Source organism: Azospirillum tabaci, from assembly GCF_014596085.1.
GTDB classification, from domain to species: domain Bacteria; phylum Pseudomonadota; class Alphaproteobacteria; order Azospirillales; family Azospirillaceae; genus Azospirillum; species Azospirillum tabaci.
The window spans coordinates 48,324-65,060 of sequence record NZ_JACCJY010000016.1; the positions used below are offsets into that span (position 1 = coordinate 48,324).

Consider the following 16,737-nt stretch of genomic DNA (forward strand, 5'->3'; position numbering starts at 1 on the left):
GTTCCACAAGCGGTGAGCCCTTTGTCTTTACTGCTCCGTGGGTGGGTTTGTTTCTTTTTTGAAATAATGAATTCTTGGTCGAAACAAGATTTGAGAAACCCCTTTATCAGTCATGGAATCGTTGACATTATCAATAGAATGGAGCACTGGTTTATCGATTGGTCGTCAATGGTTATACATCCCAAAGTGGCGTCTCGTCTTGCGTGCAGAAAAAATTCATTGCATCGAAATTTGTTTCCTGGAGCGAAAGATTTCGCGGCCGGGCGCGTGTAATTTTTCCCACCGCAGTAAAATAGCCGTGGTCGCGCTTTTTCCGATATTTGTCCCGGCTATTCGTTCTATTTTTGTTAAATTTCGTCGTATCTCTCGATGGTATGGATCTATTCCCATGGCCCGAGTTCGGGCGGCTTTCCGTAGAAAACTTTCGTTCGGGAAAACCCATTTCGCGGGCGCGCGATCATGACCGGAACGGCTTCTGATCCGGGAGGGAGGAGGCAGGACTCCTCCGGTGACCGGTGCGCGTTCGGGCGAGGCTGACTCTCAAAAAAAGGTTGTGGGCATATGGGAAAGAAGACGGCAGGCAGCCTCGATGCGGTCCATCTGAACAAGGGCTTCGGCTGCATCTTGTCCGGTTGGGCCATCAATGTCGGCAACCCGGCCGCGAAGGTTGGCATCGGCGTTGTCGTCGACGGGCAATGCATTGCGACGTCCTGGGCCCGTTATTTCCATCGCGATCTGTTCGCAAACGGTACGGGAAGCGGGTTCAGCGCCTTCTCCATCCTGATTCCTTCGGAGCATCTCCTCGAGCAGGAGGCCCGCATCTTCCATGTGGTCGGCAACGGGGACCTGATCGGCAGCGCGACGCTCACGCGGCCCGACGACCGTTCGCCGCTGCAGACCCTGTTCGGCAGCCAGGCCCGTCGGCCGGCCACCCTGGCCGAGGCCGGGGTCCGGCCGGAGGACATGCCGGTCGACGTGGTGGGCGACGTGGCCATGCTGCGCGACGGCGGCGTCTTCGACGCACACTGGTACGAGCGGGTCTACCCGGACGTTCCCGACTGGTGCCGCGAGACCGGGGGCTCGCCTTATCTGCATTACCTGCTCATCGGCCGTTCCCAGAACCGCTGGCCGCACGTTCCCATGAACGAGGCCTGGTATCTGGAGCGCTACGGGAACGTCATCCGCAGCATGCACGGGACCGAGGCCCGGAGCCTGGTCGACCATTACTACAACGTCGGCAGCGTCTTCGGATTCGACGCCGTTCCGGGGTTCGACGAACAGACCTATCTGCACGCCAACGACGACGTCCAAGCCTTGGTGGACGAACGGCAACTGGTCAGCGGCTATCGTCACTACCTGATGTACGGCGCCCTGGAGAACCGCCGGCCGCCCCCCGGCGCCGCGCTGCCGCCGCAGCACACCCAGGCACTGCTGGAACGGCCGGAGTTCGCGGCCATCCTGAACGGCACCCGGTCGCTGCCCGGCCCGAGCGGCCGGAATTGGGCGGAATTCAACGCCCGGAGCACGCCGGCCCAGGACCCGTCGAACGCCTTTGCCGAGGATCTCTACCGCGCGCTGCGGCCCGACGTGGACGGCGCGGTCGCCCAAGGCCATCTGGCTTCGGCCTGCGCCCATTGGGTGGGCCACGGTCTCCTGGAGGACATGGCGGGCACCACGCCGCGCCTGAACGGCTATTGCGAGCACCGCTACCTCGCCGAGAACCCGGACGTATCCGCGGCGGTTGCCCAGCGCACGCTTCCCTCCGGCTATCACCACTTCCTCAGCTATGGGTACCGGGAGGGGCGCAAGGGCGGCCTCGATCTCGGCGAGCCACCTGCGCGGACCATCGCGTCCAACGACATCCTGAAGCGGATCGCCGAGCGGGACCGCTGGCCCACGATCTCCATCGTCATGCCGGTCTATCAGACGCCGGAGCGGTGGCTGCGGGCGACGGTCGAGTCCGTGCTGAACCAGCTCTACCCGTTCTGGGAGCTGTGCATCGTCGACGACGCGTCGCCCAGCCCGCATGTGCCGGAACTGCTGCAGGAATTCGCGGCACGCGACCGCCGCATCCGTGTGACCGCCCTGCCGGCCAACGGCGGCATCTCCGCCGCGTCGAACGCCGCGCTGTCGCTGGCGGGGGGCGAGTGGGTCGCGCTGCTGGACCATGACGACCAGCTGACGCCGGACGCGCTCTACGAGATCGCCGCCGCCATCGTCGAGCACGACCCGGACGCGGTCTACTCCGACGAAGACAAGATGACCGTTGACGGGCGGTTCTACGATGCGACCTTCAAGCCTGGCTGGTCGCCCGACCTGCTGCGCAGCACCATGTACATCGGGCACCTGACCTGCTACCGGGCCTCGGTGGTCCGCTCGGTCGGCGGCTTCCGCAGCGCCTATGACGGGACACAGGACTACGACCTGGCGCTCCGCGTCGCCGCGGTGACCGACCGCTTCGTCCATGTCCCGAAAATCCTCTACCACTGGGTCGCGATTCCGGGATCGACCGCCGAGGTGCTGTCGGCCAAGAGCTACGCGATCGACCGGCAGAAGAGGGCCATCGAGGACGCCGTCGCGCAGGGCGCCGCCACGCCGTTCGAGGTGCGGCCCCACTGGTCCACGGGCAACTGGCGCGTCGTGTACGCCCCGCCGGCCCAGGCTCCGCTGGTCAGCGTTGTCATCCCCAGCGCCGGCCGGATGGGCGGGGTCTTCGGGATGCAGGTCGACATCCTGAAGAACTGCGTCGCCAGCCTGTTCGGCAGCGAGTGCTACGAGAACGTCGAGGTCGTCGTCGTGCACAACGGCGAGCTTGGGGCCTCGACCCTGCGCTTCCTGCGCTCCTTCCCGAATGTGCGGGACGTCAACGCGCGGCGGGCGGATTTCAACTTCTCCGACCGCGTCAACCTGGGCGTGGAGCACGCGCGCGGCGACTACGTGCTTCTGCTCAACGACGACGTCCAGGCCATCTCGAAGCATTTCCTGCGCGACATGGTCGGGCTGGCCAGCCAGCCCGGCGTCGGCATCGTCGGCCCGCGCCTGCTGTTCGCCAACGGCACGATCCAGCATGTCGGCATCCTGATGCTGAACGGCTCGCCGACCCACGCCCTGATCGGCGAGCACCGCCTGACGCCGGGACCGCAGGGGATCGGCCAGTTGGTGCACAACGCGGCGGCCGTCACCGCCGCCTGCATGCTGGTGTCCCGCAAGCTCTACCAAGAGGTCGGCGGCTTCGACACCGGCCTCTGGCTGAATTACAACGATGTCGACTTCTGCAACAAGGTCCGCGCCAGGGGTTTGCGGATCGTCGTCGATCCGGCGATCGAGCTTTACCATTTCGAATCCCTGTCAAAGTCGGGCACCTTCAACTGGGAACTTCAGAACCTCATCCGGCGCTGGGGCATCGTGAAGGACCCCTACGTCAATCCGGCCTTCTCAGCCGAACGCCCCTTCTACGAGATCGAGCGTCATCCCGCCGACCGTCCGGTGCGCGACGTGCAGGAGCAGATCATGACGCGCATCGCCGCGTCGCGGTCCCGGCCGCCGGTGGAGGAGTCGATCCGCTTCTCCTTCTTCATGAGTACCTACAAGCAACCCATCCGGTTCCTGCGGGAGATCGAGAAGACGATCCTCAACCAGTTCTACCGGAACTTCGAGTGGGTGATCGTGAGCGACGGCGACCACCGGCCGGAATTGCTCGACTGGCTGCGCGAGGTGGCGGTCCACGAGAACGTCACGGTGATCGTCGCGCCGGAGAACCAGGGCATCATGGCGGGCTACGGCCTGGCCTTCCGGGCCACGTCCGGCGACTACGTCCTGCCGGTGGACGCCGACGACTTCTTGACGCTCGATGCCCTGCAGGTGATGGCGGAGCACATCCACGCCCACGGCCGCCCGGCCGTGCTGTATTCCGACGAGTTCAAGAGCAACCCCGAATCCCGGCTGTTCTCCCCCTTCCACAAGCCGGACTTCGACTGGGTCCTGCACATGAACATCTGCTTCACCTGCCACCTCTGCGCCCTGCGGCGGGACGTGGCGGTGCAGATCGGCGCCTACACGGACCTGAAGGCGACATGGAGCCACGACTGGGACACCTTCACCCGCGTCGAGCGGGCCGGCCATGCCATCGTCCACGTTCCGCACCTGCTCTACGCCTGGCGGATCAACCCCGGCTCGACGGCCTCGGTGGAAAGCAGCCTGAAGCCGGCGGCCTTGCACAGCCAGCGGCACGTTCTGGAGCAGCATCTGGCGCTGACCGGGCTGGACCAGAAGCTCGGCGTCGCCGAGAACGCGCTGTTCGCCCATCCGGGAATGTGGCGGCTGGCGCCCGATGCGGCGACGCAGCCGTGCACGGCGCTGGTCATCGCCGTCGCGGTGGTGGACGACGCGGCCGCCGGGTCGGTCGCCGCCCTGCTGACGCAGCGGAACCGGTGGATCGCGTCGGTGCGAATGCTGGTGCCGGCCGGTGAGGCGGCGGCCTTCGCCACGCTGCTGGACCGCCACGGCGTCGGCTCGCGCGCCTTGTCGAACACCACCATCCATGAGGGCGGCTCCCTGACGGCGCTTCTCGCCGAGGCCTGCGAGGATGGGGAGTGCGTCGCCTTCGTGCAGGCCGGCTGCCTGCCGCTGCAGGCCGGCTGTCTGCCGGAACTGGCGGGCCTTCTCAATGGGGTGGAGGAGGCGGTGGCCATCGGCGGCCGTGTGTTGGGTCCCGACGGCAAGGTCTCCTGGGCCGGCGGCTTCTTCGGCATCGGCGGCTTCCTGGCGACGGCCGACTATGGGCGCGCCGCCGACGACAGCGGCTATCACGGCATGCTCTTCTGCCAGAGGTTCGTGGACGGCGTGTCGCCCAGCCACTGGCTGGCGCGCGCCGGTTTCCTGCGCGGCCTGCTGGGACGCCTCGCTCCGGACACCGGGGCGGGCCAGATCGCCGGTGCCATCGCGCTCCGCGCCCATGGCGAGGGGAAGCGTGTGCTCTACACGCCTTTCAGCCCCTGGCGGCTGATGGCACGGATGAACGTCCAGCCTCAGATCCCGTCCCAGGATCTGCTGGCCCGTCTCGGCGTGGCGGTTCCGTTCGCAAGCCGATGGTACAGCCCACGGCTTTATCCTGTCTCCGGGCAGTGCTACCAGTCGCGCGGGTACGCATGATGCGCGAGCGTGCTTCACGATCGACCCGCCGTGAAAAGGCTGCAACCCGCCGTCAAAATTGGTGCGGGATCAATGCTCAGCAGGGTTGGAGATTACAGAGGTTCTTAACGACATAGTAACGTTGTGCCGCCCTAATTCGGCCAATGCAGGCCATGGCTTTGCTTGGCGCGCGTTGCATCGGTTTCTGTTAAAGCGGGCGTTTTTCATCCGGCCCAAGGCCAGGTCCACAGGGTGATATCCTCAGAAGGTTCGATCATGACCGTCGCGACCACAACCATCGAATTCGGCACAAATATTCCTGATGAAGCGGAATTGAAGCGGTGGGTGGGAAGTTTCGACCCTGTCGATAGGAATCTGATCCGCGGCTGGCTGATCGACCAGGACGCCCCGGCGCGGAGCGCCGCCGTCGAAATCTGCATCGACGGCGTGAGCGTGGCGACGGTCATGGCCAACCTCCCCCGGCCGGACGTTGCCGCGAGCACCGGCTATGACAACAAGGGGTTTCGTTTTCACATTCCGGCCGCTTTCGCCGATGGCAACCCGCATATGGTCACGGTCTTTGTTGCCGGCACGGATCTCCATCTGACGGGCAGCCCGCGCGAGGTCGTCGTGGCGCCGCCAGCCATGCAGGCTGACGAGCGCGGCCCCGTGGTCGACAAGGACCGGATCTTCCAGGACATCGCACAGCCGCTCGCGACGAATCTGACCTACAAGGTCGGCGGCTTCAACGAGAAGGAATACACGCGCCGTTACCCGGACGTGAAGGCGGCCATCCGCGGCGGCGTGTTCGCCAGCGGCTACCAGCATTGGCTCCAGTATGGGGCCAAGGAGAGCCGCATCGTGTCCAACGATGCACCGCTTTCCATTCCCCAGCCGCTGGTCGCCGAACAGCTCTTGTTCATCGACGCCGTCTGCACTGCTAAGATGGGGCTGGCGTCGTCCGCCTTCGATGAATGGCGCCTCAACCAGCTGACCGACTTTCCCCAGATCGACGAACTGCTGAACCTGCCCCGGCTGCGCTCCTACATCGAGGAGATCGAGGATCCGGAGGATGTCCGCGCCGAGCTTCCCGTCGATTTCTTTGTCTTGCTGTATTATCGGCGTGTCTTTGAAGAGCTGACGGGTTGCTCCATTAAGGAATCGATTCGGCAATACCAGATCCTGAGCGAAACCGCGGCGCGCTATTACGCTGTCCGCAAGGATTTTTGGGCGGAACAGGTGTGCGGCTGGAGCAGACTGCGCGCGGCGCAACTGCTGCGCGCCAACGGCCGTTCCGACGAGGCCCGGGCCGTGCTGACCGGCATCCGGCGCGACCATTGGGATCTCGGCTTCAAGTACAAGGACCGGCCGCTGCCTCGGCCACGTCCCAATGTCATCGTGTTCGAGCGGGCGACCTATGAGTTGGGGATGCTCGACCTTGCCGAAGGCAGGCTGGTCGACGCAACCATTCACGCAACCTCCCTGGCGAACGAGACCTTCGGCTGGAAGCGCGACGGGCTGCGTCGGCGCATCGTGCCGCTGATCGAGCAGGGTCTCGACCGGCTCAAGGACGGTGACCAGGAGGAGGCCGCCCGGTGCATCGGCGACGCCTATGCCCTGTTCTGGCAGGATCCCGGCCGCCGGATGGGCAGGAATCCGAAGTCCCTCGAGGACCAGCGGCTTGAGGGCACGAAGGGCGCCAAGACCTACGACGTCGTCTTCTACATCGGCGACGCGACGAGCGAGTCCAAGCGCTACCGCGTGCTCAACCTGATGGACACGCTGATCGGCCTCGGCTACCGGGTCGGCTGCTTCACCGAGCCCGAATTCCCGACGGTGATCTCGGAAGGCAACCGCATCCGCTGCATGGTCATTTTCCGGTCCGCTTACACGAGCACCCTGTGCAACGTGGTGGAGACGTTCCGGTCGCAGGGCACGCAGTTCCTCTACGACATCGACGACCTGTTCTTCGTGCCGAAGGTGCTGCCGATGATCGCCGGCGCCGCGCTGATGAGCCCGGAGGCCTTCGCCGGCACCGCCCAATGCATCGAGCATTTCCGCCAGGCGCTGATGCTCACCGACGGCGCCACCGGTTCGACCTCCTTCCTGGTCGAGGAACTGGCGGCGCTCGGCCGACCGGCCCGGGTCGTTCCGAACACCTTCGGGCCGCTGCAGGAGAAGCTCGCTTCCGTGCTCCTGCAGGAGCCGGCGCCGGCGCGCTCCGAGGTGCGCATCGCCTATCTCAGCGGGTCCTGGACCCACCATCTCGACTTCGCGCAGTGCGAACAGGCGCTGCGCACGATCATGGCGCGGCATCCCAACGTTACGCTGATGGCGGTCGGCCGCATCGACCTCGGCCCGGAATGGGAGGAGTTCAAGGACCGCATCGTCCCGGTCGGCTTCATGTCCCACCAGGAGATGCTGGCCTTCTACCGCGAGATCGACATCTCGATCGCGCCGCTCGAGGTCGGCAACCCCTATTGCGAAGCCAAGAGCCAGCTGAAGGTGTTCGAGGCGGGGCTGTTCGGCGTGCCCTCGATCGCCTCGGCGACCCGGTCCTTCCGCGAGGCCGTCACCGACGGGGTGGACGGCTTCCTGGCGACGACGCCGGAGGAATGGCTGGAGCGGCTGGAGCGGCTGGTTGCCGACGGTGACCTGCGGGCCGCCATGGGCCAACGTGCCCGCAAACGGGCGCTCACCCAGTTCTCCGAGCCCGCGCTGAAGCAGGCCATCGCCGGCCTGTTCCCCAAAGCCGCGTCCTCGGACGCTGCGGGCGCCATGGTCCCGGCGCGTTTCGGCCTTCCGCTCAACGAGCGCAAGATGCGGATCGTCTGGGTCGTGCCCGACATCCATGCGGGCAGCGGTGGGCAGCGCAACATCCTGCGCTTCGCCTACTATCTGACCACCTTCGGCCACACCGTCAGCATCGTGGTGAAGGACTCGTCCCGGCCGGCGGTGGAGACGCACCGCCTGATCAACGACCACTTCTACCCGTTCAAGGGCAGCGTCCAGAACTACAACGGCAGCATGCCGCCCTGCGACATCCTGTTCGCCACCCATTGGACGACGGTGGAGATCGTGGTGCGGCATCGGACCGCCGCCAAGCAGGCCTGCTACTTCGTCCAGGACTTCGAGCCGGGCTTCGTGCCGCTGGGCTCGGAGTATCTGATGGCGGAAAACACCTACCGGAAGGGCCTGTACCACATCACCTCCGGTCCCTACTGCGAGCGCATCCTCAAGCAGACCTATTCGAACGACGCCGACCACTTCAAGTTCCCGCTTGATCGCCTGAACTACTGGCAGCGCCCGCGGACCGAGACCTCGGCGGAAGGGACCATCCTGTACTTCGCCCGGCCGGAGATGCCGCGGCGCTGCTTCGAGTTCGGCAACATGATGCTGGCCGAGGTGAAGATGCGGCGGCCGGGCGTGCAGATTCTGATGTACGGCTCCCACCACGTTGACACGGGCAGTCTGCCGTTCGAGGCGCGCAACCTCGGCATCCTGCCGACGATCGACGATCTGGCGCGCCTCTACTCCAACGCGGATCTCGGCATCGTCTTCTCGCTCACCAACCCCAGCCTGGTGCCGTACGAGATGATGGCCTGCGGCCTGCCCGTGGTGGACGTCCGCTTCCAGGACAACATCACGAACTACGGCGGGCGCGAGGACATCGCCCTGCTCGGCGATCCCGATCCGACCGCCTTCGCCAACCAAGTCATCGCGCTGCTCGACGATCCCGCGGCGCGGGCGGAGCGCGTCCGCAAGGGCAAGGAGTTCATCCTGGACTTCCCCAGCGAGGTGGAGGCGGTGCGCCGGGTCGAAGGCCTGTTGCTGAAGCGGCTTGACCTGATCGACGCGCAGGCGGTCACAGCATGAGCCGACGCCGGTGGAGGGGGCCGGCCGGACCGGCCCTTTCCCTCCACCGGCGCCTGCCGGCAGCGACAAGAGTGTCCACGAGCGGCCCGCCGCCAAGGCGGGCTGCCGCGGTACGGTTACAGAGGTTGATGGCTTCTGCCGAGGAGTTGCCATGATTATCAGCAAGACCCCCCTGCGCATGAGCTTCATGGGCGGCGGCAGCGACCTTCCGTCCTTCTATCGCCAGCATGGCGGGCTGGTCATCAGCACGGCCATCGACAAGTACGTCTTCGTCAACGTCAACCCCAAATTCGACGACGGCGTGCGCGTCAGCTACTCGGTCACGGAAACCGTCGGATCGGCCAAGGAGGTCGCCCACCCGCTGGTGCGCGCGTCCTGCGCCCAGCTGGGCATCGAGGGCGGCCTTGAGATCACCTCCATCGCCGACATCCCGGCGAGCGGGACCGGTCTGGGATCGTCCAGCTCCTTCACGGTCGGGCTCTTGCACGCGCTCAGCGCCTACAAGGGCACCTACATGGCGGCCGAGGACCTCGCGCGCGGCGCCTGCCACATCGAGATCGACGTCTGCGGCGAGCCGATCGGCAAGCAGGACCAGTACGCCGCGGCCTTCGGAGGCCTCAACGCGATCGAGTTCCACCCGAACGACACGGTGACGGTCACGCCGGTGGTCTGCGATCCGGCAGCCCAGCAGCGGTTCGAGGAAAGCATCCTGGTGTTCTACACCGGGCGCACCCGCTCCGCGTCGAACATCCTGAAGCAGCAGTCGGAGAAGAGCGCCAGCAACACGTCCACCATCGCGTCGCTGCAGACCATGGTGTCGCTGGCGCAGGACTTCCTGGGCTACCTGCGGGCCGGCAACATCGACATTCTGGGCGAGATCCTGCACGAGGGCTGGGTGCTGAAGCGGGGCCTGTCGCAGGGCATCACCGACGAGGCCATCGACGGCTTCTACGAGCGCGCCCGCGCCGAAGGCGCCACGGGCGGCAAGCTGTTGGGCGCCGGCGGCGGCGGCTTCCTGATGATCTACGCGCCGCCCGAGCGGCACGAGGCGATCACCCGGGCGCTCGGCGACCTGCGCCGGGTGGATATGCCGTTTGCGCGCGAAGGCAGTAAGATCATCTTCTACCAACCGCCCGTCCGCAAAGCTGTGGCCCCGAAGCGGGCCGAGCGTGTTCTCGAACTGACCTGAGGCAGCCATGTCCGGCAAGTTTCCCGCTGTTCCGATTCCCGACGCCGCCGACTACACCACGCAGTATTTCAAGCGCCTGTACGAGGCGAGCGAGACCATCCGCCCGGACGCCATGCGGGCGGCGGCCGATCTGCTGCGCAGCACGATCGAGGCGGGCCACTGGGTCTATGCCTGCGGAAACGGCGGCTCCGCGGCGATCTGCAATCATCTGCATTGCGACTTCGGCAAGGGCATCCGCACCGGCACCAACCTGCGCCCGCGCATCCACAGCCTGTCGGCGCATCTGGAGATGATCACGGCCATCGGCAATGACTTCTCCTACGACGACATCTACTCCTACCAGCTGAGCGGCATTGGGCAGCCCGGCGATCTGCTGATCACGGTCAGCTCCTCGGGCAATTCGGAGAACATCGTCCGCCCGCTCCAGTGGGCGCGCGACAATGGCCTGCGCACCATCGCGCTGACCGGCTTCGACGGTGGCCGCTCCGCGCCGCTCGCCGACGTCAACATCCATGTCGCGGCCAACAACTACGGCATCGTCGAGGATGTGCACCAGTCGGTCATGCACATCCTAGCCCAGTTCGTGCGCCAGAGCGTCATGCCCGCCGGCGACATTGCCACGCTGAAGTTTTAGCGTTCCTGGTTCCTGCATGAAGGAGCCGCTCGAATGAGCGGCTCCTTCATGGTGGATTGATATTACAATTTGGTGAAGTCTAACCAGTGTACGTAGACGCCCAATGCGCGTCTGTCAGAGTCTGCGCTGTTGATCTCATGTGGAACCACAGTGCGTGGCAAATGTATGCTGAAATTGACAATTCCGTTGCTTGCCTTTAGCGCGCTTGCCTCAATGCGTGTTGATACCATCCTTGTATGACTGGGGACATTGGGCGGTTGGTAAAGTGATAGTGGCAGTTTTACATCGTTGGCATACATCTCGATGCCATCAATGATGTCTGGAAGGTATGATGATGCCATCATAGTGATGTTATAATCATTGGATGGGCAGAGACGGACGTAGACAGACGATGAGTTTTCCGGCCCGGTCCATCGAACAGTGTATCCATTCTGCTCGCTCTCTCGGCCATACCAGCCTTCACCACTGAATTGCTCATTAAAATCAAATCTAAAATCGCCATTTTGCCTATTTTGTGAACTTATTTGCTTGATAAATTTATCCATCGCTTCATCCCTGCTGAATATTTTGTTATTTCTCCTTTCTATTTCTTCAACGGCAAAATCGTAAACAGCCTGATCAATCACATTTATAGAACGTATTTCGTCCAAGACTTCTTGTGTCGTGTTTGCAGTGAATTCTGGCTGTGTCATATTGAACTTGGGAAGGCATTCCGGAGGATACCATCCGTAAAAATGGCAAATTGAGTGCATGAGTTCATTTACATTTTTGCTTAGCCCAAGGAAGTCGACATTTTTGACGTTCCTTATAGCTCTCTCAAGAGCCTTCTCATCATACGATTCAATAAAGGACTCATTGTCCAACGGTGTATCGTATGCCTGAATGTCTGTGGATTCTTGAATCGACTGAAACGCTAAGTGGCGAGTTTGCCAGTTAGCCATGTATCGGCGAATTTTTGGATGCTTGAAGAAATCCAGTATATCCATGCTTTTGGCTGCGCCATTCAATATATGATGGCTTGACTGCAAAATATATCTGTAGCTCGATATGGTCCGTTCTGTCGGGTCTCGTAGCACTGTGACCACCCGATGGGTACGTGCCAAGTAATCCATTGGCCACCACCCGCTATGACTTGAGATGCATTTCTTATTCCTAAGAATACTTGGAGGAATTTTAGAAATATTTATATCATCCCAAAGGCTGACTATATCATCGCAATGAAAATTGTTCTCTAGCCACGTTCTAAATGTGGTTCCTGCGCATTTTGGAATGTGCAAAAAGTAGATCCCATCCTTATCCATAACCACTCTACCTCTTCGCGATTTCCACAAATGCTGCAGGAAACATTTTCTTGCAACTTCTTTCGTTCAGTTTTGCACGTTAAAATTTATAGGTTAAAATTTTGTGTATCTATCTAAGCGTCCAACCGTGATCGTAAGCGAGCCATTGGGTCTATGCCTGTTGAAACGGCGCTCCGTGGCGATCTGCTGATCACGGCCAGCTCCTCGGGCAATTCGGAGAGCATCGTCCACCCGCTCCAGCGGGCGCGACAACGGCCTGCGAACCATCGCGCTGACCGGCTTCGACGGCATCCGCTGACCGAATGGGAGCCGGCGGGAACTGCGCGCCGATTCCCAGCACAGGTTCTCCGTTCTCAAGAGTGCTCGGCTTTGGCCCACGGCTTGGGCGACGCTACGCCCTGGTGAAATCCAACCAGTGCACATAGATGCCAAGCGCACGCCGGTCCGGGTCCGTGCTGGACAACTCGTGCGGTATCATGGTGTATGGCAATTGGATTCTGAATTCTAGCAGGCCATCCCGTGTTGACAAAACAGTGGAATCGATGGCTGTCTTGATTACCCTTTTGCATCCGGCCGGACTTTCCAATTGTATGAATGACATATTCAGCTTCCTGTCATTTGCAAATATTTCTATTCCGTCCATTATTTCATGAAGATAAGACGAAGCCATCAATGTTATGGCATGATTGATGGACGGATCGAGCCGCAGATACAGAGAGGAAGATGCTTCCGGGCCCGTCCATCGGACAATCCAGCCGCCATGCTCTTGTTCGCGTCCATACCATCCTTCACCGCTGAGAGGGCTTTCGAAGTCAAACCGAAAATCTGAACGTGGCGTTGCGCTTTGCATCGCAACCTCAAATTTCCTAATTACTTCGTTCCTCTGGAGAGGTGTTGTTTTTCCGCTGACGCCATCTCTGGCAAATTTTTCATAAAGAATGATGTCTTTTTCATTTATCGACTTTATTTCTTCGATGACCTCGCTCGTTACATTTGCCGTGAACTCGGCGTGCGTGACATTCAATTTTGGGAGATTGTTTGGCGGATACCATCCATAAAAATCGCACATTGACAGAACAAGCTGGTTGATATTTTCACTTGTTCCCAGGAAATCAACTTTACTGATACTGCCAATTGCCGTTTGAAGCATGTTCTTGTCAAAATCGTCGATTAATTTCTTTTCATGGTCATGTTGCATGAGCGTGCCGGTTAATGATTGTATTTCTATTGTGTTTTTCATGGAACTGAAGGCCAATTGACGAGTCTGGCCATTGGCCATGCATCGTCTTACGGTCGGATGTTGAAAGAATTCCAATGTATCAACGCTGTGCGCCAACTTGTTCAGGGCATGTCCGGTGATCTGCTGAATGAATCTGTAGCTTGATATGGTGCGTTCGATAGGGTCGCGCAGCACAGTGACAACACGATGGGTATCCGCCAAGTGCTCCATAAGACCCCATCCGCTATGGCTCGAAATGCAATGCTTTGATTTCAATACACTTGGTGGAGTCTTGATGACAGAGATATCATCCCAAAATCCTATTGCATCGTCTTTGTAATAGTTGTTTTCGATCCACGCCCTGAAAGTTGTCCCCGCACATTTGGGAATATGAAGGAAATATATGCCATTCTTCATGCTGTCCGTTAATCCTCTTTTAGAGTTGTTTTTCAGCATCAAATGCAGATGATTAGTCGGAACTCAAGTATTTTGGTGATGTCGTGAATTTTTTGTTAACGAGCGAATGGGGCGTCGCTCGGTGATTCGTTGACTCGGACGGCTCGAGTGCATCGGTCTTGGTGATTTACGTTTATCAGATTTAATCCGCCAGCGAGATGAGCAATTCATGTTTGCAATACAATGGAATAAGGGTAAAATATTCCGCATACAGCATGATTTTTCGCAAATTTGCGGAGTTACGGTGATGAGTGAAAATTTTTTGCACATTGGTGTTGTCGCATTCAAGAACAGCTTTTCCGCTCCGTGCCGAGTCGAGGCTCCATTAAAAATACTGGGAAATGTTGGGCGGGGATGCAGCATAGGAGCATTTACTTATTTGCAAAAGGACACAATAATCGAAGGAACCGAGATTGGAAGATTTTGCTCGATTGCAGCATCGACGTGCATCGGCGGTGGTGAGCATCCCGTCGATTGGCTGTCCACTCACCCTTTTGTTTGCGATCCAAACGACGTCGTCGTTGGCGTGAGCAGCATATATCCTGAAGCACGGGCTTGGTTTGGAGCAAAATCAACAAGATTTCATGGCCAGCCTGGACAATGCCGGATAGGGAATGATGTGTGGATTGGCCATGGTGCCATAATAAAGCGAGGCGTTTCGGTTGGCGATGGTGCAATCGTTGCGGCTGGCGCCGTCGTGACAAGAGATGTTCCCCCTTATGCGGTCGTGGGTGGATGCCCTGCCAAGCATATCAAGTTCCGGTTTGACGGCAAAACTATTGAAAGACTGATGAAACTTAAGTGGTGGGATTTTGATCTCAGCCCGCTGACGAACGAGATTGATTACTCGAATGTCGACGACTCTATAAACAGGATACAAAGCGCTATAGAACGTAGAGTTGTCCAAAAAGCCAGATACAAGTCATATATTCTCTGGAATGCAGGAGAGGAGTTAATAAAGAACGAAGAGTACGATAATAACAAAAACCACTGCAAGGAAATCCAAGATGAAAGTTATGAAAATGAGCCGGAGATAGTTGATTAAATAGAGGAATGGAGATGGTGAAAATTATGGACCCTGACTGATCCGTGGGTTGGCAGATCAATCAGGGTTTCCATCTCACACTGTTTTGACGACGATCACCGGGCGGCCGTCGGGCGCGGTCCGCCAGACGCGGCCCACCGCGCGCCGGTAGCAGGCCTCGTCGAGAGCGCCGGCCGGCACCGCCACCGCGGCAATGGCGCCGCCCGGCGCGCCGTCGTTCACTCGTTCGGGCAGCACATAGTCGCCCACGCTCCAAGGGCCTGTGATGGCAACCGGCACCTGACCGCAGAAGGCGATGCGGTCGAAGCGCGCCCGCTGAGCCTCCGCGCGCGCCTGCCAAGCCGTCAATTCGTCCATCCAAGCTCCGTACTGGTCGGCGAAGACTTTGGTTGCCTCGCTCCCCACCTCGTCCGGCGCGGACACCGGCTCGGCGGGTGGCGGCCCCAGCCGGGCCTCGGTCAGCGCGTCACCGCCGACGTAGCTGGGGCTGGTGGACTTCACCACGAAGCTGTGTGCGCGGTCGAAGCGATCGGTCAGCTGCCCATCGGCGTCCACCCCGGCGAGCTGTCCCTTGGCGATGATGCCGCAGTCCACCGCCTTTTCCATGTACTCGGCGTAGTCCAGGCCGGTGGCGTTGACCGTGCCGGCGGCATTGATCGACCTTCCGGTGACACTGTTCTTCTGCACGCGGATGGCGGTGGCGGGCAGGCCCGCCCCGGTGCCGGTCGCCTCGCAGAGGGTCGTGGTGGAACTGGAACCGGTCAGGACATCCAAAACCGTCTGCCCTTCGCCCCGCGCCCCGGCTACCGACGTACCGCCGGTGGGAGTGAACGCCAGGGTACCCGTCCAGCCGTTGTGGGTGAGGAAGGCGTCACCGGTTCCATAGCCCTGCGTGTCACCGGACATGCGGTTATACAGCTTGAAGGAACCGATGCCGGTGGGTGCGATTCGCTGGAACAGAATGCCCGCCTTTGGCGCATAATTGGTCAGCTCCGATGGGTGCGAGACCTGCAGGGCGATACCGGCGGCGTTGCTGGCGACGCCTGGATTGCGGAGCAGGAGCTGAGCCGCAAGGGGGCTTCCGTCCGTTCGCTCAATGGTCAGAGGAGTGGGTGGAGTGGTGGCGCCGATGCCGACGTTTCCCGCCGCCGACAGGGTCAGCACCCGCGATGTGGCCTGATCGGCGATGCCGGTCGAGGCGAAGGCGGTGACCGTGCCGCCGTGGATCGCGTCGCCGCTGAGTCCGTTCGGCGGGATGGCGCGGATCTGCGCGACCGTGGCCTTGACGGTGCGGGTGCCTTGGTCGAGCGGCAGCGTGTCGCCGTCGGCCAGATTGGCGGCGGCCGGCAGGTCGCCGATGAAGACGTCGCTCATGGTCTCACCTCCGGGCCAGGGTGCGGCCGTCGCGGGCCGCAAGGATCGTACCGTTTCCGACGGTAAGGCGCCCGAGGATGGCGGCGAGGATGGCGCGGCCGGTCAGGCGGCCGAGGCGGAGCAGCATCCCGTCACTCCTTTTCCGAGATGTAAAGCATGCAATCGGCCACCGCGCGCACGGCGGCGATGTGGGTGTGGCGGCCGGTGCGCTCGTCGCCCAGGGACAGGTCGTAGTAGGTGTGGGCTGGGAAATAATGGTCCGCCGTCGCGGCCACCACTCCCGCGGTGCCGCTGCGCAGGAAGACCGGCCCTGTGGCGTAGATTCCGATGACGCGGGTCGTGGGGTTGAAGGGCTGCGCGTTTCTGGCGCTGCTCGCGCCGACAGCGATGGACTGGGCGCCGCCGGGCCGCAGGCGCAGAGCGGGGATGGGAATCGAGTCTTCGTCGCGAGGCAGGAGGGTGGGCATGGCGGCAGGCTCCACGGGTTGGTCCTGCGCGCAGAATAAGGAAATT

Annotated in this window: 10 protein-coding genes; 5 read left to right on the forward strand and 5 right to left on the reverse strand. The window is 61.2% G+C overall.

The window, feature by feature from the left end; translation table 11 throughout:
* The first annotated feature begins 561 nt into the window (after window positions 1–561).
* The 4 genes from H0B54_RS15480 (at window position 562) to H0B54_RS15495 (ending at window position 10,829) form a co-directional block, all read left to right on the forward strand.
* Window positions 562–5,151 carry a glycosyltransferase family 2 protein gene (locus H0B54_RS15480; protein ID WP_188261067.1) on the forward strand — a complete coding sequence of 1,530 codons (4,590 nt, stop codon included), beginning with the start codon at window positions 562–564 and terminating at the stop codon, window positions 5,149–5,151.
* A 255-nt stretch (window positions 5,152–5,406) separates the two neighbouring features.
* Window positions 5,407–9,006 (forward strand): glycosyltransferase family 4 protein, encoded by a 3,600-nt coding sequence (locus H0B54_RS15485; protein WP_188261068.1) that lies wholly within the window; start codon window positions 5,407–5,409, stop codon window positions 9,004–9,006.
* Between the two features lie 151 nt (window positions 9,007–9,157).
* Window positions 9,158–10,195, forward strand: a complete 1,038-nt coding sequence (locus tag H0B54_RS15490) for a GHMP family kinase ATP-binding protein (RefSeq protein WP_188261069.1) — start codon at window positions 9,158–9,160, stop codon at window positions 10,193–10,195.
* Window positions 10,196–10,202: 7 nt separating this feature from the next.
* Window positions 10,203–10,829 carry an SIS domain-containing protein gene (locus tag H0B54_RS15495; protein ID WP_188261070.1) on the forward strand — a complete coding sequence of 209 codons (627 nt, stop codon included), beginning with the start codon at window positions 10,203–10,205 and terminating at the stop codon, window positions 10,827–10,829.
* 62 nt (window positions 10,830–10,891) lie between these two features.
* Here the strand turns inward: H0B54_RS15495 and H0B54_RS15500 are convergent, their stop codons facing one another.
* The gene (locus tag H0B54_RS15500) at window positions 10,892–12,130 is read right to left on the reverse strand and encodes a sulfotransferase family 2 domain-containing protein (RefSeq protein ID WP_246472552.1); all 1,239 of its coding nucleotides are present in this window, start codon (window positions 12,128–12,130) and stop codon (window positions 10,892–10,894) included.
* Between the two features lie 391 nt (window positions 12,131–12,521).
* Complete coding sequence (locus H0B54_RS15505) at window positions 12,522–13,766, reverse strand: sulfotransferase family 2 domain-containing protein (protein ID WP_188261072.1); 1,245 nt, start codon at window positions 13,764–13,766, stop codon at window positions 12,522–12,524.
* Between the two features lie 286 nt (window positions 13,767–14,052).
* Between H0B54_RS15505 and H0B54_RS30240 the strand changes: the two genes are divergently transcribed.
* Window positions 14,053–14,850, forward strand: a complete 798-nt coding sequence (locus H0B54_RS30240; RefSeq protein ID WP_188261073.1) for a CatB-related O-acetyltransferase — start codon at window positions 14,053–14,055, stop codon at window positions 14,848–14,850.
* A 75-nt stretch (window positions 14,851–14,925) separates the two neighbouring features.
* Here H0B54_RS30240 and H0B54_RS15515 read toward each other — a convergent pair whose 3' ends face one another.
* Genes H0B54_RS15515 through H0B54_RS15520 form a run of 3 tightly spaced genes read right to left on the reverse strand, consistent with a single transcriptional unit; the run spans window position 14,926 to window position 16,691 of the window.
* Window positions 14,926–16,224, reverse strand: a complete 1,299-nt coding sequence (locus H0B54_RS15515) for a hypothetical protein (RefSeq protein WP_188261074.1) — start codon at window positions 16,222–16,224, stop codon at window positions 14,926–14,928.
* Window positions 16,225–16,228: 4 nt separating this feature from the next.
* Entirely contained in the window at window positions 16,229–16,351 is a 123-nt protein-coding gene (locus H0B54_RS30245; RefSeq protein WP_281390053.1) for a hypothetical protein, read from the reverse strand.
* Between the two features lie 4 nt (window positions 16,352–16,355).
* Window positions 16,356–16,691, reverse strand: coding sequence for a hypothetical protein (locus H0B54_RS15520; protein WP_188261075.1), 336 nt, complete (start codon window positions 16,689–16,691; stop codon window positions 16,356–16,358).
* Window positions 16,692–16,737: the final 46 nt, after the last annotated feature.